Raw genomic sequence first — 22,939 nt, forward strand, 5'->3', positions numbered from 1 at the left:
GGGCCGTTGAGTTACGGGTTACTGATGCTGTGCATATGGCCAGGAACTGGCGGACGCATGCGGTGAAGGCGTCGGGCTGGTCGTGGTGAACGATGTGCCCGGCCGATAGTTCGATCAGGTTGATCGATCGCTTCGCCGCCATGTCGCGGGCGTGAGGGCGGGACAGTTCGTTGCTGAGTGTGCCGCGAATCAGTAGGGTCGGGCATCGCATGCTCAGCCAGTCCTGCCAGTGGTTACCGGAGAGTGCCTGCTGGGACCGGACCGTGTCGCCCGCGTCGAAGGAGAAGCCCAGCCTTCTGCACGCCTTCTGAACGTCCGCTCCAGATACGGCGCGGCCGTGCCCAGGGCCTCGACGAGCCCGTCCCGGGTCGCGACCAGGTCGGGCAGATTCCGTGCGAAGGTCAGGTCGATGTCGCAGACCGCTCCGATGTCCTCGACGACGATCGCGGTGACACGGTTGGGATTCCGGCCGGCGAACTGGTAGGCGCTCACGCCGCCCAGGAAATGACCGAGTATCGCAGCCTCCGCCAGCCCGAGATGGTCCAGAAGGGCCGTGACATCGTCGACGTAGCCGCCGCGCTCGTAGTCGGTCGCCCGATCGGACTCGCCGTGCCCCCGCTTGTCGAGCGCCATCACACGCCATGGACAACCCAGCCGCTCGGCCAGCGGAGCGAAGTCCGCTCCCTCGCTGAAGTGCCCGTGCAGAGCGATCAGAGCCGGGCCCGGCCCGCCGAAGTCGAGGTAGGAGAGCACACGCCCGTCCACCCCGAAGCTGCGCCGCACATATCCGTCCATGGTCGGCGAGTCCACCTCGTGCTCACTTCCCGTAGTTCGATTCATCCCCTCTCTTGCCGTCCAAAGCCACCGAGCTGATCACCGTGGGCCCCGGCATGTTTTTGGCGGGCCACGACCCTGCAGCCTGAGCAGAACGGGAAGCAGGGTTTGGCGAGCCTACCGAGTTGGGCGAGGAGGTAGAGCCTGCCCAACTCGGTCGCGAGAAACGCATGACCTCTCGCGACCGAGTTGGGCAGGCTCTACGGAGCCCTCTCGCTCAGATCTCCTGGGTGAGGCCGACCCCTCGCTGGAAGCAGACATGAGGCCGATGACCTCTCGTGGAGAAGGAACCCCGCCTGTGCGGGGACGGATGACGGCTCAGTACAGCCTGCGCACCTGGGTCGAGGACGATCCCCGCTCGGGCGGGGTCCATTTCCTCCGCTTGCTGGGACGGATGCTACTCAGGGCATTCCCCGCGACAACCGACACCCCTCTGCCGAACCAGGAACCAGCCACGCTGACTTCTCGCCCGAGCGAGAGAGGCGGCCCAACCGCCGTGATCGATGTCGAGGCTGGAGAGGAGGAGAAGCACCATGGACCAGAGTTTGAAGTCGAGGTCGACGAGCGCCCTGTGCGTGGACTCTCGACATGCCGCTGTGGACCTGAGGAACCGCGAATGATGCGATCCGAAGTGACCTCTCTCTGCCAGCGAATCTTGGGGGTGAACGACTCTGTCGCTGGTTCGGACAACGACCCGGCCGACACGGCGCTCCTCGCCCTCGAGGAGTTGGCCGCTGAAGAGAAGGGGCGGAAGGGTTTGGACCAAGCCCTGGGCGAGTTGCAGATTCAGTACATCCGGCAAGTGCATGCGTACGACCTGCTGATTGCGATCCGCTTGGAAGGTGTTCCGCCCGAGGATGCGGAGAGGATTCGGCGCGCTGCCGACATCCTCAGCGGGGTCCGGACAGAACCTAGGCGTCCCGGGTGATGTTCCACTGTCAGTCATGTGTGTCCGCCAGGGCAGCTGCCCTGGCGGAGTGTGCAGGACAACCCCGATCTTCGAAAGCTGCCGATCGGTCAAGCTATGGTGTGTGCTTTGCGGCGGCTGCTGGAGACCCTCCGGGGGTGAGCACATGCCGGGAGCTGTGGAACAGGTACGGCAGAGGCATGAGCACGGAGACCGTCCACGACTCGGGTGACGGCACGCCCGAACGCGTCGCGGAGGTCGAAGCCCGCCCGCTGACGCCTCCTCCCCGGCCGGAGCCGAAACCACCCGCCGTCCGCACGGTAGCCATATCTGCGTAGAGAAGTTAAGACGCTGTGTGTATTGCCGCCGACGGTAGTCGGATCGAATCTTGGATCGACATGTCGTCCGACGGGGCAGCAGGGCTTGCCGCGACCTTTCCGTGGTGCCGGTCATGACGAGGGGCGTGTACCGATCATGGATATGCTGTACGAGAGGTTCTGTCTGGTCGACCCGGTCTTCTACGACACCCCCTCCCGGAACCGGGGCGCGACCACCCCCTTCGACTCCCGTCCCCTCCCCGAGGGCTGGCGACGCTTCACCAAGGACGTCTGGACCGTTCTGGTGCCACACCGAGCCAGAACCCCGCTCCAGGGGTGGAAAATCCATGCGTCGGCGACGCCGGACCATGCGGCGGGGGTTCTGTCGGCCGTGACAGAATATTGCGTTCCGCGGGGCATAGCCTTCAAATACCTCACCGATCCGCTGACCCTGCTGCTGCAGAACTCCAAATACGCGGGCCGGAGCGGCAGCGGAAAATTCATCACGATCTATCCGGCCGACGACACGGAACTGGGCCGTATCCTCCGGGAACTGGGCGCCATGCTGGAGGGCCGGAAAGGGCCGTACATCCTCAGTGACGCACGCTGGGGCGAAGGGCCGCTCCATGTGCGGTACGGCGGATTCGTCGAGCGGCACTGCGCGCTGCCGGACGGCACCCTCGTCCCGGCGATCGCCGACCCCGCCGGCCGGCTCGTACCCGATCTGCGGACACCCGGGTTCGCCCCTCCCTCATGGGCGGAGGTACCCGAAGTCCTTCGCTCCTGCGTCGCGCAGCGGCGCACTCCGAGCACGCCGCACACCTTCCCGTACCAGATCGAGCGTCCCCTGCACTACTCCAACGGTGGCGGGGTCTATCTGGCCAAGGAACAGACCACCGGTCGGCGGGTGGTTCTCAAAGAGGCCCGTCCGTACGCGGGGCTGGACGCGCTGGGACGCGACGCCGTACAGCGGCTGCGACACGAGCGGCACTTCCTCGAACTGGCCGCGTCAACCGGATACGTACCCCGTGTCCACGACTATCTCATCGTCTGGGAACACCACTTCCTGGTGGAGGAGTACATCGAAGGTGCCACCCTGGGCCGCCACTTGGTCCGACGTTCACCCCTGCTCCACGCCGAACCCTCCCAGCAGAAGATCGCGGACTACACGCGCTGGGCGCTGACGACGCTCGACGCGGTGGAACAGGCGCTGGAAGCCCTGCACCACAACGGTGTGGTCTTCGGCGATCTCCACCCCCACAACGTCATCGTGCAGGCCGACGGCGACGTGCGCTTCATCGACCTCGAACTCGCCTCCACACCCGCCGACAACAGACCACCCGCGCTCGGCGCCCCCGGCTACCACCCGCCGGACGGACGCACGGGCACGGATGCCGACCGCTACGCCCTGGCCTCACTGCACCTGGCCCTCTTTCTGCCACTGACCACCCTGCTGCCACTCGACCCGGACAAGGCACAACAACTCGCCGAGGCGGCCGGGGCCCGTTTCGGCATCCCCGGTCAACGCCTCCGCCCGGTCGTGGACGAACTGCGCGACCGGCGCCCCCGCCCCCCGCACAGAGCCGGACCGGCAGCCGCGCTCACCGCCTCGCTCGGTGCGGGCCGACCCGACTGGGCCGCCCTGCGCGATTCGATACGGGCCGCCATCACCACCGCCGCGACCCCGGAACGCACCGACCGGCTCTTCCCGGGCGGCATCGAGCAGTTCACCACCGGCGGCATCGGCCTCGCCCATGGCGCAGCCGGGGTGTTGTACGCCCTGGCCCTGTCCGGTGCCGGACACCAGAGGCGACACGAGGTGTGGCTGCTCGACGCCGTCCACTCGAACCGGCACGAGAACCGAACCGGCTTCTACGACGGGCTGCACGGCATCGCCTATGCCCTGGAGCACCTGGGCCGACGGGAGGCGGCACTCGAAATCCTGGACCGGGCCGTCCGGTCACCCGCCCCCAGGCTGGGTATCGATCTGTTCGGCGGCCTCGCCGGGATCGGCCTCAATCTGTTGTACTTCGCCGCCCGTACCGGAGACCACGGCTGGACCGACGCAGCCCTGTCGATGGCCGACCGGATGCCGCCCGCAACCGGAACCGGACCGCACCGCCGGGGCGCACAGGCACCGGCCGGAAGCCGGCCATCCGCCGGGCTGATGCACGGCCCCTCCGGTCCAGCCCTGTTCTTCCTACGGCTGTTCGAAGCAACCAGGGAACGCGATTTCCTCGACCTCGCCGAGTCATACCTGCGGCTGGATCTGGACAACTGTGTCACCCGGGACGACGGCACGGTCCAAACGGACGACGGCTGGCGCACCCTGCCCTATCTGGCCGGCGGAAGCGCCGGCATAGGACTGGTCGTCCAAGAGCTGCTGCGGCACCGGCCGAATGAGGAGTTCGCCGCCGTGCTGCCCGGCGTCCGCCGAGCCGCCGCCACCGAGATGGTCGTGGGCTCCGGCCTCTTCAACGGCCGGGCCGGGCTGGTCGCCACGCTACTCGCCCTCCGGGAGGACGACCCGGACGCGGCCGTGCACACCGACCGCTGGATCGAACGCCATCTCCGCCGACTGAGCTGGCACATCGTCCCGTTCCACGGCCAGGTCGCCTTCCCGGGCGACCAGCTCAGACGGCTGTCCATGGATCTTGCGACCGGCTCGGCCGGGGTGCTGCTGACACTCCACGCCGCTCTCACTCCGGACGAAACCCCCATGCCACTGCCCTTTCTGCGCCCCGACCCGGCGATGACCGGGCACAGGCCATGACACACCCCGACACCTCCGAAACCTCCGGAGAGAACAGGAGCAGGTAATGACACACATACTGGACCTACAGGTCCTCGAAGCGCCCGCAGGAGAGAACACGGCGGAGGAGCCCCTTGGCAGTGCGATGAGCATCAAGTTGTGCGAGGGCAACAGCGCCGTCAGCGTGATGTTGTGTCCCGGCGTGGTGGCGTCCTTCGACGACCGACTTCACTGACCCCGCCCCCGGGTTCGCCCCGCCGCCGGACCAGCCGGGAGGAGTACGGCGGCCGTCCCGTAGGCGCCGGTGACACCGGCGGGCGGGGCGCGGAGGCATCCTCGCTCACCGTTTCGCGCTGCTCCCGCATCGTGCTCACCGCCGCTGGCCACCTCCTGGAGCGTGGCGGTGAGCACCGCGTCGGGCCCTGTCCTGTCGCAGCGGCGCCCGCAGTGCAGGCGAAGGCGCGACTGCATGGGAGGGCACCTTGACGGAGATCGGCGAGCCGAGGCGAAGAACGCGGTCAAGTCGTCCGGTCGCTACGGTGTGTCCTTTACGGCGGCTGCTGGAGACGTTTCGAGGTGAGGAACCGCCGTCAAAGCCGCACCTGATGGTGAGAGTGGTGCGGCAGGGGTGCGATGGATCGACCGAGGCGTCCATGACGGTCGCACCGCATCGCTGCGTGACATGCATCATCGCCGGCATTCGGCGGCGGAGTACCGGAATGTCACCGGACCCTGCTTGTGTGTGCTCCACGGCGGTTCTGGTGTGCTCCGGCGAACCATCCCGCCTGCGAGGTGAGCACCATCGGAGGCACGCCCGCAGACTCAATGCCCGCTGCTCAGGGTGCGTCCTCGTATCGCGGCGGCTTTCCGAGAACATGGACCCGCCCCCACTGCCCCAGCGGCAGCAGCGCCGCTCCGAGGTCCGCGCCGGGGCCGGTCAGCGCGTACTCCACGCGGGGCGGGATCTCGTCGAACGCCCTGCGTGTGACGACACCGTCCGCCTCCAGTTCGCGGAGCTGCGCCGTGAGGACCTTCTCGGTGACTCCGGGGAGCATGCGGCGCAGCTCACCGAACCTGCGGGGGCTCTCCTCCAGTGCCCACAGGATCAGAACCTTCCATTTCCCCCCGATCACGTCCATGGCGGCATCGATCCCGCAGTGGTACGCGTCGGGCCCTCCCGGCCTGCTGGTGGTCGCCATCCTGGTCCGCCCCCTCTCCGAGCTGGTCACATACCTGGGGGAACGTGCCCACTTCGAAGTACGTACTTGTCGTCCGCCGTCCCCGCGACCAGCCTGATCATCATGCCTCACACCAACTCCCACCCCTTTTCCGCTGCCCCCGCCCCTTCCCTCTCCCTCCTGGGTCTGGGCGGTATGGGTACCGCCTTCGCCCGCGCCTGGCTCGCCGCCGGCTGCTCCGTGACCGTCTGGAACCGCACCGCGAGCAAGGCGGAGGCCCTGGTGGCCGAGGGCGCCGAGGCCGTACGGAGCCCTGCGGAAGCCGTGGCGGCGAGCACTCTGGTGATCACCTGTCTGCTGGACGACGAATCGGTCGGCCAGACCCTGGAAGACACCGATCTGACCGGCAGGGACGTGGTCGACCTGACCACCGGTACCCCGGCCGAAGCACGTGCGCGCGGCAACTGGGCCGAGGCACGCGGAGCGCGCTTCCTCAGCGGCGAATCATGGCGGTACCGCCGATGGTCGGAATCCCGGAGGCCGGCGGCTATGTCCTCGCGAGCGGCTCACGCGCACTCTTCGAAACACACCGGGCGACCCTGGACATCCCCCTCACCATGGAGTTCGTCGGCACGGACGCCGGACACGCGGCTCTCCAGGACGTCGCTCTGCTGAGCGGTATGTACGGCACCCTCGCGGGCGTCACCCACGCTCTCGCCTTGGTGCGAGGGGAGACAGGGATCGCCTTCCAGGACTTCACCCCGCGCCTGGTGGATTGGCTGATGTCGATGGCCTCCACCATGGAGCAGATCTCCGACCAGGTGGCGAGCGGCAACTTCCCCACCGACACCGTCGCTTCCCTGTCCATGCAGTCGGCGGGGGTCAAGACCTTCGTCGACACGGCGCACGAGCAGGGCATCAGTCCTGAACTGCTCACGCCCTACTTCGCCCTCATGAAGCGACGCGTGGAGCAGGGCCACGGGAACGAGGGCGTGGCGGGGCTGGTCGAACTGCTGGCCATCCCCGGAACGGTTCGGTGATCGGTCCGGCCTGGGGCGCGCAGATGGAGCCGCGCGCCGTCCAGCGCCGTAACCGTGAGGAGTCTGCGCATTCGGCCGCCGCACCCGGTGGCGGCCGGGTCGCCCCGCCCGACACCGGGTCGCAACCGCAGGTCAGCGCCGCAGACCGCGGTCCAGCGCAGCGATCAGCGAGCCCTGGGCGTCATCCCCGTCCAGGGACCAGACCATCACGCCACCGAGACCGTTCCGCTGGGTGTAGCGGGCCTTCTGGGCGGCGGTGGCCGGGGTGTCGTACGTCCAGAACTCGGTGCCGTCGTACTTCCAGGCCGCGCCGTGCTCGCGGTCGGTGTGCACGGTGCCCGGCAGGTCCTTGATGGCCTTGTAGGGCAGCTGGCCGCCGCCGCGCGGGGACATGCCGGTGGCGGGCTGGTAGAGGCCGTTCTTCGCCCCGGCGGGCACTCCCGTCCAGCCGTAGCCCCAGGATGGCACCCCGAGCACCGCCTTGCGGGCCGGCAGGCCGCCGGCCAGGTAGTGGCGCACCACCCGGTCGGCGCTGTAGCTGTAGTCGATGCCGGAGGGGTCGGCCGGGTCGGTGTAGAGGTTCGCCTGGTGGTTGGTCGGGCCCTGGGGCTCCCAGGAGCCGTGCATGGTGTAGGTCATCAGGTTGAGGTAGTCCACCTGGCGGGCGACCTTCCGCAGCTCCAGCCGGTCCGCGACGTCGGTGTTGGCGGCGACGGCCGCCGTCAGCAGATGGCGACCCCGTTCGCCGTCGCCCAGTGCGTCCAGCTGCCGCCGGAACTCGGCCAGCAGCAAGGTGAAGTTGCGGCCGTCCTCGGGGCGCACCGAGTTGTCCGGCAGACCGTCGCCGCCCGGGTGCTCCCAGTCGAGGTCGATGCCGTCGAAGACGCCCGCGCCGCTGCCCGGGCCGCCCTCCAGCGAGCCCAGCCGCGGCAGGTTGCCCTTGATGTAGAGGTCGACGCAGGAGGCCACGAACTTCTTGCGCGCGGCATCGGTGGCGGCCACGTCCGAGAAGTACTTGGACCAGCCCCAGCCGCCGATCGAGATGACGGCCTTCAGGTGGGGGTTCCTCGCCTTCAGCTTCCGCAGCTGGTTGAAGCTGCCTTTCAGCGGCTGGTCCCAGGTGTCGGCGACGCCGTCCACCGAGTCGGCCGCGCCGATGGGGCGCTGGTAGTCGGCCCAGGCGTCGGCCTGGTCGGCCAGGTTGTCCTCGAAGCAGGTGCCCTCGGGGGAGATGTTGCCGAAAGGCGTAGTTGATCACGGTCAGCTTCGCCGCCTGGCCCGAGTCCTGGACCTTCTTGGCGGAGAAGCCGCCGTAGACGCTCCACCCGGTGAAGTAGGCCACACGGTGGCCGGGCAGCCGGCGGCTGTCGTCGTCATCGGCATGAGCGGTCGCGGGGGCCGTGGCGAGCGAGGCGAGCAGAGCCGTCGCCAGGAGCGCGGAGGCGCGTCTGAACATATTGGTGGCCTTGTCTGAGCGGGGTCAGATGGTCTGTACCAATCGCGAGAAGAGATCTAGTCCACGCCGGGGGGTGTACACAAGAGGTCGAACCACACGAAGTAGCCTGAGTTTCCTGGAAACCGATTGAGCGTCAGTCATTCAATCGGCCCGCGCAGCGCGTACTGCAGAATGCCGCCGTTGCGGAAGCGGTCCGCCTCGCCGGAGGTGTCGATGCGGACCACCGCGTCGAAACTCGACCGAGCCCGCGGTGACGGGTGACACCGGCCATCATGGCAAGGATCTCTGATGTGATGGAGACGTTTGGCCTCACCGCACGGAGGTGCCTGCGCCACCAGGTCCGGCTGACTGTTCACGGCGGCGGATTTTGGCCGAACAGAATACGGCGGGGCATCCCGTCGCGCAGAAGGCCTTCCTCGGCTCTTACCGGCGCTTGTGGTGTGGCGGCCATGGCGTGTCCTTTACGGTGGTTGCTGGAGGCCTACCGCGGTCAAGGGCAAACGGTTGGGCCACAGGTGCATGGACGATCTCGGCTCTGAGCAGGCGTCTTCCCCTGTTGACCAGCGCCCGTAGTGCCACGACCGGATTGCGAATGGTGATGGGGAACGGCGAGGGCTGCCCAACTCCCGGTGACGGTGGCGCGTCACGGTCCGAGTGAGGACCGGCTGAGACATCTGCCGACGTTCGCCGGCCGACCAACCGCGTTGTCAGGTCTGGCTGGACTCTACTTGGTCGAGGGGCCGGTTCTGCGTGGTGGGTTGTCAGTGTGACGCCGTAGGGTGACCGGACGATCAGCAGTTGGTGGGGGGGCGATCGGTGGACTGGCGGGATTTCGTTCCGGACAAGGTGGAGGAAGGCGCCGAGAAGGCGGCGGAGTGGACCGGTGACCGGGTCGAGGACGCGGGTGACTGGACGGCCGACCGGCTGGACGATGTGGGGTGGGAGTCGGGTTCGGACTGGGTCCGGGACAAGTCCCGTTCGCTGGCGAACCGGATGGGCGCCCAGGTCGACGAACTCGACCTCGGGCAGAGCGAGGACAAGAGCAAGCTGGTCCACGGGTCCCCGTCGAAGATCCGTTCCACGGCCTCGCATCTGAAGGATCTGCGGAAGGCGTTCGACGGTGTCGGCAAGGGGCTCGGCGGGCTGGACTCCTCCGCGCTGAAGGGGCAGGCCGCCGATGCGTTCCGGGACACGGTACGGATCGAGCCGCCGAAGTGGTTCAAGGGCGCGGACGCCTTCGGGAAGGCCGCGGGCGCGCTGGAGGCGTTCGCGGACACGGTGGAATGGGCCCAGGGCCAGGCACAGAAGGCCATCGACCTGTGGAAGGCGGGAACGAAGGCCTCGGCGGACGCGCTCGACGCGCACAAGGGCAAGGTCGACGCGTACAACAAGGCGGCCGACGCCTACAACGCCCTGCCCGCCTCGGAGCGCGAGCCGTCCTGTCTGCCGCAGAGGCCGGGCGAGTTCACCGACCCGGGCCGGGCCCGGATGGAAGAGGCACAGGAACTCCTCGCGGAGGCCCGCAAACAGCGCAACACCGCAGCCGACACCGCCCGCACGGCAGTGGCCGCCGCACGGGACACCGCCCCGCCCAAACCCTCCTACTCGGAGCAGCTGGGGGACGGCCTGGAGGGCATGCAGATCACCGCCACCCACTTCACCGGCGGCGTGATCAAGGGCACCGCGGGACTGCTCACCTTCGTCCGCAGCATCAACCCCCTCGACCCGTACAACATCACCCACCCCGCCGAGTACGGCCTGGCGCTGAACAACACCGCCGCAGGGCTGCTCCAGGCGGCGAACAACCCGGTCGCGACCGGGAAGCAGATGGTGGACGGGTTCATGAAGGACCCCGCCGAGGGCATCGGGCGTCTGATCCCGGATCTGGCGCTGACGGTCGCCACCGGCGGCGCGGGGGCGGGAGTGAAGGGTGCCCGGGTGGCGAAGGAGGCCGCGGACCTGGCGAACGCCCGCAAAGTGGTGGACGATGCCCCGCCGGGGACGAGCGACCGCGGGGACGGGCAGAAGACGACCTCGGGGACCGATCCCGTCGACCTCGCCACGGGCCGGATGTTTCTCCCGCAGGCCGATGTGGTCCTGCCTGGCACGCTGCCGCTCGTCTTCACCCGCCGTGTCGAGTCCGGCTACCGGCTGGGCCGGTTCTTCGGCCCGTCGTGGTCCTCCACGGTGGACGAACGCCTGGAGATCGACCCCGCCGGGGTCGTCCATGTCACCGACGACGGGCGCCTGCTGACGTATCCGCATCCCGTGCCGGGGGTGGTGACGCTGCCGGATTCGGGTACCTCGCGCGCCGCCCTCGGGCGGGAGGGGAACGGTGACTACACGCTCACCGACCCTGACTCCGGTCTGATATCTCACTTCGCCGCCCCGGACGGCGCGGAGCCGGGGGACGACGGTACGGCGTGGCTCGTCCAGATATCCGACCGCAACGACAACACCATCACCGTCGACCGCGCCGACGACGGTACCCCGCTGGCCCTGGTCCACTCCGGCGGCTACCACCTGCGGCTCTCCACCGCCGATGGCCGGGTGACGGCGCTGGCCCTCGTCGGCGCGGACGCCGTCCACCCGGTCCGGACCTACGGTTACGGTCCCGGAGGTGACCTCACCACCGTCACCAAACCCTCCGGCGCGGCCCTGACGTTCGTGTACGACGAGCATCACCGGGTCACCGCGTGGATCGACTCCAACGACAGTCGCTACGACTACACCTACGACGACCGCCACCGGGTGATCGCCGAGGGCGGCGAGGCCGGTCATTACACCCTGACGCTCGCCTACAGTGATGCCGATCCCGCCACAGGTCACCGCACCACCACCCTCACCACCGCCGAAGGCCACACCACCCGCCATCTCATCGACGGCCACTGCCGCGTCCTGGCCACCACCGACGCCCTCGGGCACACCACCGCGTTCACCTATGACGAGCGGGGCAACCTCCTGACCCGTACCGACCCGCTCGGCCGGGCCACGACGTTCGCCTACGACGAGGACGGGCACGTCCTATCAGTGCTGCGGGCAGATGGGTCCGAGGCCCGCACCGCACGGGACGGGGACGGCAGGGCCACCGGGGTCACCGACCCCTCCGGGGCCCACTGGTCACAGGAGTTCGACGGGCACGGGAACCGCGTTTCCGTAACCGATCCGGCCGGCCACACCACCCGCTATACCTACGACGACCACGGCCGCCTCGCCTCCGTCACCGACCCCCTCGGCGCGACAACCTCAGTCTCCTGCGACCCATCGGGCCTGCCGTTGGAGATCACCGACCCTCTCGGCGGCACCACCCGGTACGAACGGGATGCCTTCGGCCGCCCGGTCCATGTCACCGACCCCCTGGGCGCCGTGACCCGGCTGGCGTGGACCACGGACGGGCAGCTGGCCACGCGAACGGGGCCCGACGGAGCCATGGAGTCATGGATCTACGACGGCGAGGGCAACCCGACCCGCCATACCGACCCCGTCGGAGGGGTCACCCACTTCGAGTACACCCACTTCGACCTGCTCACCGCGCGGACCGGGCCCGACGGGGCCCGGTACGAGTTCGCCCACGACGCGGAACTACGCCTCACCGGTGTCACCAACCCCGCCGGAAAGATATGGAGTTACGGCTACGATCCAGCCGGCCGGCTGGTCTCCGAGACCGACTTCGACGGCCGCACCCTCGCCTACGCGCTGGACGCGTCCGGCCGGATCACCACCCGTACCGACGCCCTGGGCCAGAAAATCGCCTTCACCCGGGACACTCTCGGCCGCGTGACCGGGAGGACCGTCGCCCACACAGTCACGTCGTACACCTACGACCCGGCCGGACGGCTGATTCACGCGGCCGGTCCCGGCAGCGAGCTGATCCGGCAGTACGACCGGCGCGGACTGCTCAAGACCGAGATGGTCGACGGCCGGGCAACGACATACGGCTACGACGCGCTGGGCCGCCGTGTCCACCGCACCACCCCCACCGGCCACCGGACCACCTACGGCTACGACGCAGCGGGCCGGCGCAGCCGGGTGACCACCGGCGAGCGGTCCATCGCCTTCACCCATGACGCGGCCGGAAACGAACGCGAGCGGGTCTTCGGGGACGCCATCACGGTCGCTTCCTCATGGGACGGGGCCGGCCGTCTCACGGCCCAGCAGCTGACCGCGGGGGACCGCACCCTCAACCACCGCGCCTACACCTACCGGCCCGACGGCCATGTCACCGGTGTGGACGACGCCCTGCGCGGTCCTGCCCGCTTCGGCCTCGACCCGGCCGGCCGGGTCACCACCGTGAGCGCCACCGGCTGGACCGAGTCCTACGCCTACGACGAGACCGGCAACCAGACCACCGCCCAGTGGCCCGAGAGTCACCCCGGCCACGAGGCCACCGGCCCCCGCACCTACCAGGGCACCAGCCTCACCCGCGCGGGCTCCGTCCGCTACGAACACGACGCACTCGGCCGGATCACCCTGCGCCGGAGGACCCGCCTCTCCCGCAAACCCGACACCTGGCGCTACACCTGGGACACCGAGGACCGCCTCACCGCCGTCACCACCCCCGACGGCACCCACTGGCAGTACTCCTACGACCCCCTCGGCCGCCGCACCGCCAAACAACGACTCGCCGACGACGGCGTCACCGTGGTGGAGGAGACCCGGTTCACCTGGGACGGCACCACCCTCTCCGAGCAGACCACCCACGCCCCGGGCCTGCCCGACCCCGTCACCCTCACCTGGGACCACCAAGGCCTGCGCCCCCTCGCCCAGACCGAACGCATCCACCCCGCGGACGCCCCGCAGTCGGTGATCGACCAGCGCTTCTTCGCCATCACCACCGACCTCATCGGCACCCCCACCGAACTCATCGACGAACACGGTGACATCGCCTGGCACACCCGCACCACACTCTGGGGCACCACCACCTGGAACCGCGACGCCACCGCCCACACCCCCCTCCGCTTCCCCGGCCAGTACCACGACCCCGAAACCGGCCTCCACTACAACTACTTCCGCCACTACGACCCCGAAACCGCCCGCTACACCACCCCCGACCCCCTCGGCCTCGCACCGGCCCCCAACCCACTCACCTACGTCCACAACCCCAACACCTGGACCGACCACCTCGGCCTCGCGCCGGACTACGAGCATGCGTTTTCGGTTTATCGTGCCCCTAAGGGGGCGCATGCCCAATATGAGCTCGACCACGGACCCAATCCCGCTAACCATCAGCCAGGGGTGGACATCGGAGGGGGAATCCTCTCCGATGGAAATATCTACTTCGGCGAGCGTGGCGTGGCTTCAGAGTACGCTGGACCCACCGGTGTTAACTTTGCCAGAGGGATAGTTCGATACGACATGGAAGAGCAATTCCTGAGCGAGTTCGCCGATTTCGCAAAGGTGCATGACAGAAACGGACCCGACGGAGCCGTAAGGATCGAATTCGCCATCCCTGTCGACATGCTTGGTCGATTCAATGAGCTGACCAAGAATAGATCTTGGATATCCATATTTGGAGGACCTTGATGAAGCTGATAAATAATCAGGAACTCGATGTGACGGTCACTGCCGTCGCCCCCGTTGGCTCCATGGTCGATGTGGAGGGCGTGGAAGGGTTCATTGATCAGGTGAAGCACCCTTCTTGGTGGTCCGATGAGACGCCTCCACCGCAGGTCGGGGATCGACTGCATGCCGTTGTTCTGGATGATTCAAGAAACCCTCCCCGATTGAGTGGACTCCAGGTCGACATCGATATCGCCCGTCGACTTCGGGGTGACACCGTTTCCTGACAGGTATATCCACTGGAGAATGCTTACCGGCCCGCCGTGAGGGTGCAAGGAAATTGCTACTCATGGCCTACTTTATGGATCTCATTTCATGCGAGTGCTCGGAGGGTCGGGAGTCCATGCTCAACGTGGGCTGGCTCGAATGAGAACACGACTACCCGAAAATGCCCTGCTCCGGAAGAAATGATCGAGACGCTGGTGGAACTGGCGAAAGATGCCGCTCCATCAACCCGGCTCGGGTGTGTCCTTTACGGCGGCTGCTGGAGTCGTTTCGGGGTGAGGAACCGCCGTTGAATACATACCTTGTGGTCGGCTGCTTTCGGTAGGTGGACCCGTGGTCGATGTGGAGTTGCGGCACGCCCGCCAGCGGCAAGGCCCCGTGGTCGATGGGCACCTGACCGGACGTACCGGCGGGGCGGGCGGAGGTCGACGGGGCGGCGGGGGTAACCCCGCCGCCCCGTCGATCGTCCGGCAGTGTGCGGTCAGTGCACCTCCACGCCGTCCTCCGCCAGTTCCACGTCCTGGACGAGCGGACCGTCAACGGTCGTCACCCGCCGGGTGTGCTCCGCACCGCCCTTCTCGGCCACGCCGAGCAGGTACGCACCGGGCGCCGGCGCGGCGAGCAGGTAGGAGCCGTCCGCCAGGGACCGCACCCGGTCGAGCGTGCCGCCGTCGACCGACCGCAGGGTCACCACCGCGCCGGCCACCGGGCCGCCCTCCACCGTACGGATGAAGCCGTGCACCGCGCTGCCGCCGGTCGCCGGGCCGTCTGCGCCGGGCTTCGGAGCGGCGCCCGGCGGTACCTCGGAGCCTTCCACCGCCAGGTGCGGCAGCCGCCGGTCCAGCCAGCCGGGGAGCCACCAGTTGGAGCGGCCCAGCAGGTGCATCAAGGCGGGTACCAGGGCTGTGCGCAGGATGAACGCGTCGACGGCCACGGCCACCGCGAGCCCGGCGCCCGCCACCACCGCCTCCATGTCGCCGCTCAGCACGAACGCGAGGAAGACGCAGATCATGATGAGCGCGGCGGAGTTGATGACCCGGCTGGTCTCGGCGAGCCCGACCCGTACCGCCCGTGCGTTGTCCCGGGTGTGCATCCACTCCTCGTGCATCCGGCTGACCAGGAACACCTGGTAGTCCATCGACAGCCCGAACAGCAGCGAGAGCATGATGACCGGCAGGAACGCCGAGATGGGTCCCGAGCGGTCGAGCCCGATGAGTTCCAGGCCCCAGCCCCACTGGAAGACGGCGACCACCACCCCGAAGGAGGCCGCCGCCGCGACCAGGTTCATCACCGCGGCGGTGAGCGGGACGAGCACGGACCGGAAGGCGATCAGCAGCAGGACGAAGCCGAGGCCGACGATCGCGGCGACGAAGTACGGCAGTCGCTCTCCCGTCTGCTCGGCGAAGTCCTTGAACACGGCCGTCACCCCGCCGACGTGGCCGTCCACCCCGGCCCGCGGCAGGTGGTCGTCCCGCAGCCGGTCGATCAGCCGGTCCGTGTCCTCGGATTGCGGTGAGGTGGTGGGCACGATCTGGACGACGGACACGCCGCCCGCGGGAGGGAGGGCGGCGACCCGCGCCACGCCCTCGTCGCCCTCGATCCGCGCCGTCAACCGTCGCACCGCGTCCGGTCCCGCGCCCTCGGCGACGACGACGAGCGGACCGTTGAAGCCCGGCCCGAACCCGTCCGCCAGCAGGTCGTACGCCTGACGCGTGGTCTGGCCCTCCGGGTGGTTGCCCTGGTCGGTGGCGCCGAGCCGCAGGGAGAGCACCGGCAGCGCCAGCACGGTCAGCGCCACCAGGGCGAGCGCCACCAGGGACTTCGGCCGCCGTTGGACCTGCCCCGACCAGCGCACGGCGAGCCCGCTGGTCGCCCCCCGCTCGGGTCCCTCCTCGGCGAGGCGGCGGCGCTGACGGCGGCTGAGCACCCGGGGCCCGAGGAACCCGAGCAGCGCGGGAAGCAGGGTGACGGCGGCCAGCACGCTCAGCACCACGGTCAGGGTCGTCGCGATGACGACCCCGTCCAGGAAGCGCAGATTCATCACGAGCATGCCCGCGAGCGCGATGCAGACCGTCGCACCCGCGAAGACGACCGCGCGCCCGGCGGTGTTGAGCGCCACCCCCACCGAGGTCACCGGGTCCTCGCCGTGCAGCAGTGCGCGCCGGTGCCGGGTCACGATGAACAGGGCGTAGTCAATACCGACGCCGAGTCCGACGAGGGAGCCCAGCAGCGGGGCGAGGTCGGGTATCCCCGTACCGTGGCTGAGGAGCATCGTGCTGAACAGGCCGATGCCGACGCCGAACACGGCGACCACGATCGGCAGCAGCATCGCGAAGAACGAGCCGAAGGCGAGGAACAGGACGACCGCGGCGGCGGCGATGCCGACGAGTTCGGAGGTCCCACCCGTGGCCTGCTGGATGCGGGCGATGGCCTGTCCGCCCACTTCGACCCGGAGACCGTCGCCCGCGGCTGCCCGTGCGGTGTCGACGACGGCCTCGGCCAGTTCCGTCGGCACCGCGTTCGCCCGTTGCGCGAACGCCACCTCGGCGTAGGCGGTGCGGCCGTCCTCGCTGATCCGGGCGGCGGCACCCGGTTCGTCCGCGTAGGGTCCGCTGACCACCCCGATGCCGTTCATACCGGCGATCTCGCGGAGCGCCGGTTCGATCCGGGACCGTATGCCGGCGTCGCGCACCGAGCCGTCGGCGACCCGCCACACCACCGTGCCGGCGTCCCCCGCGCCGCCCGGACGGGCCTTCTCCAACAGTTCGTTCGCCCGGGTGGAGTCCGTCCCGGGGAGGGCGAAGTCGTTGGAGTAGTCGCTCCCCGCGGAGGTGCCGACCGCCCCCACGCCGAACAACACCCCCACCCACAGCACCAGAACCACCAACCGGTGCCGGTAGCACCAGCGCGCCAATGCCGTCACGTCGTCCGCTCTCCTTCTGTTGTCCGGGCGGCAGTCGCGGGGTGCTCGTACGGCGCCCCGACCGTCGCCCGGAAGTCGTTCGTTCCCCCGGGTCAGGGGCCCAGCATCGAGCGGGCGGCACCCCGGCGGGGAGGTCCGGGCGGTGATCCCCAGCCAACTCCCAGGGCTCCCAGGCAACGCACAGGGCTCCCAGCCGATCCTCAGGACTCCCAGGCGATTGCCAAGGTTCACAAGGAACTCCCAGCTTCGAGCCGCCCGCGCGGCGCCGCGCCGACCGATACTGAGGGAATGACCGATTCAAGCCAGCCGCCCCGTGGGGACGTTCGAGGGGCGCGGGTCCTCGTCGTGGAGGACGAGCCGAGCATCGCCGACGTCCTCTCCATCACCCTGCGCTTCCACGGCTTCGACGTGTCGACCGCCGCGACCGTCCGCCAGGCACGCCACCTGGCCGACCACGTACGCCCGGACGCCGTCCTGCTCGACGTGATGCTGCCGGACGGCGACGGCCGCGACCTGGGGCGCGAACTGCGGTCGGCGCTGCCCGAGGCGGGCATCGTCTTCGTCACCGCGCGGGACGCACCCGCCGAGGTCGTCGGTGCGCTCGGCTTCGGCGACGACTACATCACCAAACCGTTCCACATCGACGAGGTCGTCGCCCGGATCACCGCCGTGCTGCGCCGCACCCGCCCCGCGGACGTCCTGCCCCGGCGTGCGCCGCTGCGCCACGGCGACCTGGAACTGGACGAGACGACGTACACGGTGCGCCGGGGCGCCCGCAGTACCCAGCTCACCCCGACCGAGTACGCCCTGCTGCGCTTCCTGGTCCGCAACGCCGGGCAGATCGTGCCGAAGGAGGAACTGCTGCGCCACGTCTGGCAGTACCAGCACCCGGCCGAGTCGACCGTCGTGGAGACGTACATCAGCTATCTGCGGCGCAAGCTCGGGACCCTGGGGCCGCCGCTGATCACGACCCGGCGCGGCGTCGGCTACGGGCTCACCTGAGGGCCCGGCGGTGACCTGTCGTGCGTCCCGGCGCCGCTTCCCGCGCCGTTTCCCGTACCGCTTCCCGCGCCGTTTCCCGTACCGGGGGGCGCGCTCGCTGCGGGCGAAACTCACCCTGATCAACGTCGCACTGCTGATGTGCGCCATCGTCGTGGCGTGCACGGTGAGCCTGATGGGGATGCGCCACTTCTTCCTCGACACCATCGACGAACAACTGACGTCGACGCGCGACTCGATCACGGAGTCCAACCTCACCCTGCGACAGATCGAGGCGCTGAGCACCCTGGGCATCGCCCTCGACGCCTTGTCGCCCGGCAGCGGCGAACGGGGGCTGCTGCCGCACTCGGACTTCCGGTTCGTCGCCGTCGACGCGTCCGGCACGGCGATCCGGGTCGCCGGACTGGAGCCGACCGGGCGGCAACGGGATCTCGCGGCGGCCGTGGCCGACGCGGGGCGGCTGGCCCGGTCCGACCGGCCGGTGGACGTCACCTTGGACGACGAGCCGTTCCGTGTGACGGCGGCGACCCTGGACGACGGGACGACCGTGGTGCTGGCCGGGTCCACGGATTTCGTCCACACCAACATCCGCAAGGCGGTGAAGTTCGACCTCGGGCTGAGCACGCTCCTGTTGGGGCTGCTCGCGGTGCTGACGATGATCGGTGCGCACCACCGGCTGCGGCCTCTGGAGGACATGGTCGAGACGGCGTCCGCGATCGCCGACGGGGACCTGACCCGGCGGGTGCCGTCCAGCCGCCATCCGGCCACCGAGGTGGAGCAGTTGCGGATCGCGCTGAACTCGATGCTCCAGCAGGTGGAGACGGCCTACATCACCCGGGAGCGCAGCGCCGAACAGTTGCGGCAGTTCGTCGCGGATGCCAGCCACGAGCTGCGCACCCCGCTGTCGGCGATCCGCGGTTACCTCCAGTTGTTCGACCGGGGGATGCTGAACGCGCCCGAGGACCGGGACCGGGCCTGGTCGCGGATCAACTCCGAGGTGGACCGCATGCACCGGCTGGTGGACGAGTTGCTGACGCTCGCCCGGCTGGACCAACGCGCCGAACTGCGGCTGCGGAACACCGATGTGTGCGCCCTGGTGCGGGACGCGGCGGCCGACCTCCGGGCCCAGCAGCCGGAACGGCCCGTGACGGTACGGGCCGACGGGGTGCTGTTGGTGCACGCGGACGAGTGCGGGCTGCGCCAGGTGCTGGGGAACCTGGTGGGCAATGTACGGGTGCACACTCCGCGGGACGCACCCGTCGAACTGTCGGTCCGGCGCAGGGACGAGACGGTGACGGTGGTGGTGGCGGACCGGGGTCCGGGGCTCGCCGAGGAGGACGCCGTACGGGTCTTCGACCGTTTCTTCCGGGCGGGTGGCGGAGCGGGCAGCGGGCTGGGGCTGGCGATCGTCCGGGGGGTGGTCGACGCGCACGGGGGACGGGTCACGGTGCGCCGACGGTCCGGGGGCGGGCTCGCGGTCGTGGTCGCCCTGCCCGCGGGGCCCGGCGGCCGGGACGGTCCGGGCGGCTCCTCGGTGGCCGGTTCGGCTCCCGCCCCGGATGCCGGGCCCGGGCCCGGAACCCCCACGCGGCCCGCCTAAGCCCTTCCGGGATCGCCGTGGTGTACCGCCGCGCACCAGGGGCAGGATTGACCGCACGGGCACGGTGGCAGAGGAGCGGTATGGAGATCGGGGTCTTCCTTCCCATAGGCAACAACGGCTGGCTCATCTCGAAAAGCTCTCCGCAGTACATGCCGACCTTCGAGCTGAACAGGACCGTCGTGCGGCGGGCCGAGGAGTACGGACTGGACTTCGCGCTGTCGATGATCAAGCTCAGGGGTTTCGGCGGGGAGACGGAGTTCTGGGACCACTGCCTCGAATCCTTCACCCTCACGGCTGCCCTGGCCGCCGTGACGGAGCGGATCAGGCTGTACGCCTCCGTACCCATCCTCGCCCTGCCCCCGGCGATTGCCGCGCGGATGGCCGTCACCGTCGACGCGATCGCCCCCGGCCGGGCCGGCGTCAATATCGTCACCGGCTGGGCGCCCGCTGAGTATGCGCAGATGGGCGTGTGGCCCGGGGACGAGCACTTCGCCAACCGGTATGCGCGGGCGGCCGAGTACGTCACCGTGCTGCGGCAGCTGTGGGGCGAGGGCCGGAGCGACTTCACGGGCGAGTTCTACCGTATGGACGACTGTGTCCTGTCGCCGCGACCCGCGGGCGGGCATGTCGACATCCTGGCCGCCGGGCAGAGCGGTACGGGGATGAGGTTCGCCGCCGAGTACGCCGACGGGAACTTCATCCTGGGCACCGGGGTCAATACTCCGCTCGCCCTCTCCGACGCCGTGGCCACGCTCGCCGGAGAGGCGCGCACGGCCGGCCGCGATGTCGGGGCGTTCGCGCTGTTCATGGTGATCGCGGACGAGACCGACGCGGCCGCCCGGGCGAAGTGGAAGGACTATCACGACAACGCGGATCTCGCGGCGCTCGGATACCTCGTGGCTCAGACCGCCGAGGACACGGACGCCGACGACGCGTCGACCGCGCGGACCGTGGCGCTCCCCGAGGGCGCTGTGAACCTCAACATGGGCACGCTGGTCGGATCGTACGAGAACGTCGCGCGGATGCTCGACCAGCTCGGCGAGGTGCGCGGCGTCAAGGGAGTCATTCTCGTCTTCGACGATTTCCTCGAAGGCATGGAGAACTTCGGTACGCGGATCCAGCCGCTCATGAAGTCCCGTACGGCGGCTTCCGGGGTGTCGTGACAGACGGCCTCCGTGCGGGGACTCGCCCGTGGGCCTGTTCCGGAACGGGCTCACGTCAGTTTCGGACGAGTCAGGGGGACGCCCTGCTGATGGACCGGACGGCCGATCGGCGGGTGGGCACAGGTTGATGCCTGGGTGCCGGTGCCGGTGCCGGTGTCAGCGTCGGTGTCGGCCGGGGCCGTGTCGCCTGCCGTGGTGGTACGGATGAACTCCCTGATCAGGTGGGCGGTCAGCGCGGGCTGGTCGAGCATGACCCAGGTACGGCTGTCGGGGACGGGCTCCAGCCGGGCGCCGGGGATCAGGGCCGCGAGCCGCTCACCGTGGGCGAAGGGGAAGATCCGGTCCTCGCGGGCGAAGGCCAGCAGGGTGGGCCGGTCGAATGCGGCGAGTCGCTCGGTCGCGTCGAGCAGCGCGGCCGGGCGGAAGTTCCGGGTGAACTCGGCGCAGTCGCGCCGGACGCCGGGGTCGCGGAAGAAGGCCCCCATCCAGTCGTCGATCAGATGGTGGGGCAGCGCACCCGTGGTGAGCTGTCCGTAGGCGAAGGGCAGCCGGCGCGCGGCGCGCAGACGGAGCGCCTGAAAGGCCAGGGTGAGCAGCCCGGGCACCCGGGCGGCGGGGACGAGTGACCGGAACCAGGGGGCCGGGCAGTTGTCGAAGCATTCGCCGCTGGTGAGGACGAGCCGGCCGATCCGTTCGGGATGGCGGGCGGCGACGATCTGGGCGACGGCGGTGCCGAGATCGTTGCCGACAAGGGTCACCCGGCGCAGGTCGAGCGCGGTCAGGAGACGGGCGACCAGCCGGGCGATGCCCGGCAGGCTGAGATCGGTGCCGGGGTTCAGCGGGGTGTGATGGGCGCCGAGGGGCAGGTCGGGGATGACGCAGCGGAAGTCCGGGGCCAGCCGCTCGGCCACCGGCTCCCAGAGCCCGCCACCCATGAGGTAACCGTGCAGCAGGAGTACCGGTTCGCCCTCGCCGGTGTCCCGGTAGTGGACGGTTCCCTGGTCGAGCGTGATCTGCGGCATGGTGAACGCCTCTCGCGTCAAATTGCATACAGACTGTATGTACGTAGAGTGCTTGCAGACTGTACGAAACTCAAGGGGGCAGGATGGAATCGAGCGGAACCAAGCACACCCGGCGTTCCCGGGCGACCAGGGAGGCCCTTGTCGCCGCCGCCCGGGGGCTGTTCGCCGAGCGCGGCTACGCGGGGGTGGGCACCGAGGAGATCGTCCGGGCCGCCGGGGTGACCCGCGGGGCGCTGTACCACCAGTTCCGGGACAAGACCGATCTCTTCGACGCCACGGTTCAGGCGGTCGAGGCCGAGCTGACCGAGCGGATCGCCGACGAGGTCATGGGGGCCGCCGCCGATCCTGTCCAGGCGCTCAAGGCGGGTGCCCGCGCCTTTCTGGACGCCTTCGCCGAGCCGGACGCGGAACGTATCCTGCTGCTCGACGCCCCGGGTGTGCTGGGCTGGCGGCGCTGGCGGGAGATCGGCCAGGAGCACGGCCTCGGGGTGATCTCGAAGGCCCTGGAGGCGGCGATGGCGAGCGGAGCGCTGACCACCCGCCCGGTGGCCCCCCTGGCCCATGTCCTCCTCGGCGCCCTCGACGAGGCGGCGCTGATGGTCGCCCACTCCGACGATCCCGAGGCGACCCGTGCGCAGATGACCGACACGCTGGAGCACCTGCTGGACGGACTTCTCACCCGCGACGGGCGCTGAGAACCGGGGGTGTCCGTCACGCGTACGGGGAGTCGCCCGGCTCCGAGAGGACGGATCAGGTCGTTCTCCCCGCTACCTGCCGGTAAGCGGCGTGGTGGTGAGCCTGCGCATTTCTCGTGCTGTTTCCCGTCGGGGCGGCACGGTGTGGTGGGTCCGAGATGTCGCCGGCCGGCGGTGGCCCGGCTGGTGGGCCCGGCTCGGCGAGAGGTGTGCGGCCGGGCCGGGTGGGAGGGCGCCGTGCCGGAGGCGGCAGGGTCGCGGTCGTATTC

At 69.5% G+C, this 22,939-nt stretch carries 15 protein-coding genes and 1 pseudogene; 10 read left to right on the forward strand and 6 right to left on the reverse strand.

What is annotated here, in order from left to right; all coding sequences use genetic code 11:
• Positions 1–213: 213 nt before the first annotated feature.
• Positions 214–840 (reverse strand): alpha/beta fold hydrolase, encoded by a 627-nt coding sequence (locus ABT354_RS01285; RefSeq protein WP_351487289.1) that lies wholly within the window; start codon positions 838–840, stop codon positions 214–216.
• A 490-nt stretch (positions 841–1,330) separates the two neighbouring features.
• Between ABT354_RS01285 and ABT354_RS01290 the strand changes: the two genes are divergently transcribed.
• The 3 genes from ABT354_RS01290 to ABT354_RS01300 all read left to right on the forward strand — a co-directional run bounded on the left by ABT354_RS01290 (position 1,331) and on the right by ABT354_RS01300 (position 5,045).
• The gene (locus tag ABT354_RS01290; RefSeq protein ID WP_351487291.1) at positions 1,331–1,762 is read left to right on the forward strand and encodes a hypothetical protein; all 432 of its coding nucleotides are present in this window, start codon (positions 1,331–1,333) and stop codon (positions 1,760–1,762) included.
• Positions 1,763–2,215: 453 nt separating this feature from the next.
• Positions 2,216–4,831 (forward strand): class III lanthionine synthetase LanKC, encoded by a 2,616-nt coding sequence (gene lanKC, locus ABT354_RS01295; protein WP_351487294.1) that lies wholly within the window; start codon positions 2,216–2,218, stop codon positions 4,829–4,831.
• 46 nt (positions 4,832–4,877) lie between these two features.
• On the forward strand, positions 4,878–5,045 hold the full coding sequence (locus ABT354_RS01300) for a SapB/AmfS family lanthipeptide (RefSeq protein WP_351487297.1): 168 nt from the start codon (positions 4,878–4,880) through the stop codon (positions 5,043–5,045).
• Positions 5,046–5,646: 601 nt separating this feature from the next.
• Here the strand turns inward: ABT354_RS01300 and ABT354_RS01305 are convergent.
• The gene (locus ABT354_RS01305) at positions 5,647–6,009 is read right to left on the reverse strand and encodes a winged helix-turn-helix transcriptional regulator (protein ID WP_351487300.1); all 363 of its coding nucleotides are present in this window, start codon (positions 6,007–6,009) and stop codon (positions 5,647–5,649) included.
• Between the two features lie 102 nt (positions 6,010–6,111).
• Between ABT354_RS01305 and ABT354_RS38005 the strand changes: the two are divergent.
• A pseudogene (locus tag ABT354_RS38005) lies at positions 6,112–7,028 on the forward strand (NAD(P)-dependent oxidoreductase).
• Positions 7,029–7,160: 132 nt separating this feature from the next.
• Here ABT354_RS38005 and ABT354_RS01320 read toward each other — a convergent pair.
• Positions 7,161–8,168: a glycoside hydrolase family 18 protein gene (locus tag ABT354_RS01320; protein ID WP_351487306.1), complete on the reverse strand. Its 1,008-nt coding sequence runs from the start codon at positions 8,166–8,168 to the stop codon at positions 7,161–7,163.
• 453 nt (positions 8,169–8,621) lie between these two features.
• Positions 8,622–8,840 carry a hypothetical protein gene (locus tag ABT354_RS01325; protein WP_351487309.1) on the reverse strand — a complete coding sequence of 73 codons (219 nt, stop codon included), beginning with the start codon at positions 8,838–8,840 and terminating at the stop codon, positions 8,622–8,624.
• Positions 8,841–9,300: 460 nt separating this feature from the next.
• Between ABT354_RS01325 and ABT354_RS01330 the strand changes: the two genes are divergently transcribed.
• Positions 9,301–14,007: a putative T7SS-secreted protein gene (locus ABT354_RS01330; protein WP_351487311.1), complete on the forward strand. Its 4,707-nt coding sequence runs from the start codon at positions 9,301–9,303 to the stop codon at positions 14,005–14,007.
• A complete protein-coding gene (locus tag ABT354_RS01335; protein WP_351487314.1) occupies positions 14,007–14,270 on the forward strand; it encodes a hypothetical protein in 264 nt (87 codons plus the stop codon). The genes ABT354_RS01330 and ABT354_RS01335 overlap by 1 nt, the downstream gene beginning before the upstream one ends.
• 479 nt (positions 14,271–14,749) lie before the next feature.
• Here ABT354_RS01335 and ABT354_RS01340 read toward each other — a convergent pair whose 3' ends face one another.
• Positions 14,750–17,182 (reverse strand): MMPL family transporter, encoded by a 2,433-nt coding sequence (locus tag ABT354_RS01340; protein ID WP_351488021.1) that lies wholly within the window; start codon positions 17,180–17,182, stop codon positions 14,750–14,752.
• 297 nt (positions 17,183–17,479) lie between these two features.
• Between ABT354_RS01340 and ABT354_RS01345 the strand changes: the two genes are divergently transcribed.
• The 3 genes from ABT354_RS01345 (at position 17,480) to rutA (ending at position 20,953) form a co-directional block, all read left to right on the forward strand.
• Positions 17,480–18,193 carry a response regulator transcription factor gene (locus ABT354_RS01345; RefSeq protein ID WP_351487317.1) on the forward strand — a complete coding sequence of 238 codons (714 nt, stop codon included), beginning with the start codon at positions 17,480–17,482 and terminating at the stop codon, positions 18,191–18,193.
• Between the two features lie 10 nt (positions 18,194–18,203).
• Positions 18,204–19,790, forward strand: a complete 1,587-nt coding sequence (locus ABT354_RS01350; RefSeq protein ID WP_502983296.1) for a sensor histidine kinase — start codon at positions 18,204–18,206, stop codon at positions 19,788–19,790.
• An 80-nt stretch (positions 19,791–19,870) separates the two neighbouring features.
• Positions 19,871–20,953: a pyrimidine utilization protein A gene (gene rutA / locus ABT354_RS01355; RefSeq protein ID WP_351487320.1), complete on the forward strand. Its 1,083-nt coding sequence runs from the start codon at positions 19,871–19,873 to the stop codon at positions 20,951–20,953.
• Positions 20,954–21,003: 50 nt separating this feature from the next.
• Here the strand turns inward: rutA and ABT354_RS01360 are convergent, their stop codons facing one another.
• Positions 21,004–21,975, reverse strand: coding sequence for an alpha/beta fold hydrolase (locus ABT354_RS01360; RefSeq protein ID WP_351487323.1), 972 nt, complete (start codon positions 21,973–21,975; stop codon positions 21,004–21,006).
• A gap of 83 nt (positions 21,976–22,058) precedes the next feature.
• On the opposite strand from ABT354_RS01360, the gene ABT354_RS01365 reads away from it, so the two are divergent.
• A complete protein-coding gene (locus ABT354_RS01365; protein ID WP_351487326.1) occupies positions 22,059–22,670 on the forward strand; it encodes a TetR/AcrR family transcriptional regulator in 612 nt (203 codons plus the stop codon).
• Positions 22,671–22,939: the final 269 nt, after the last annotated feature.

Source organism: Streptomyces sp. NPDC000594, from assembly GCF_040299965.1.
Lineage (GTDB): Bacteria > Actinomycetota > Actinomycetes > Streptomycetales > Streptomycetaceae > Streptomyces.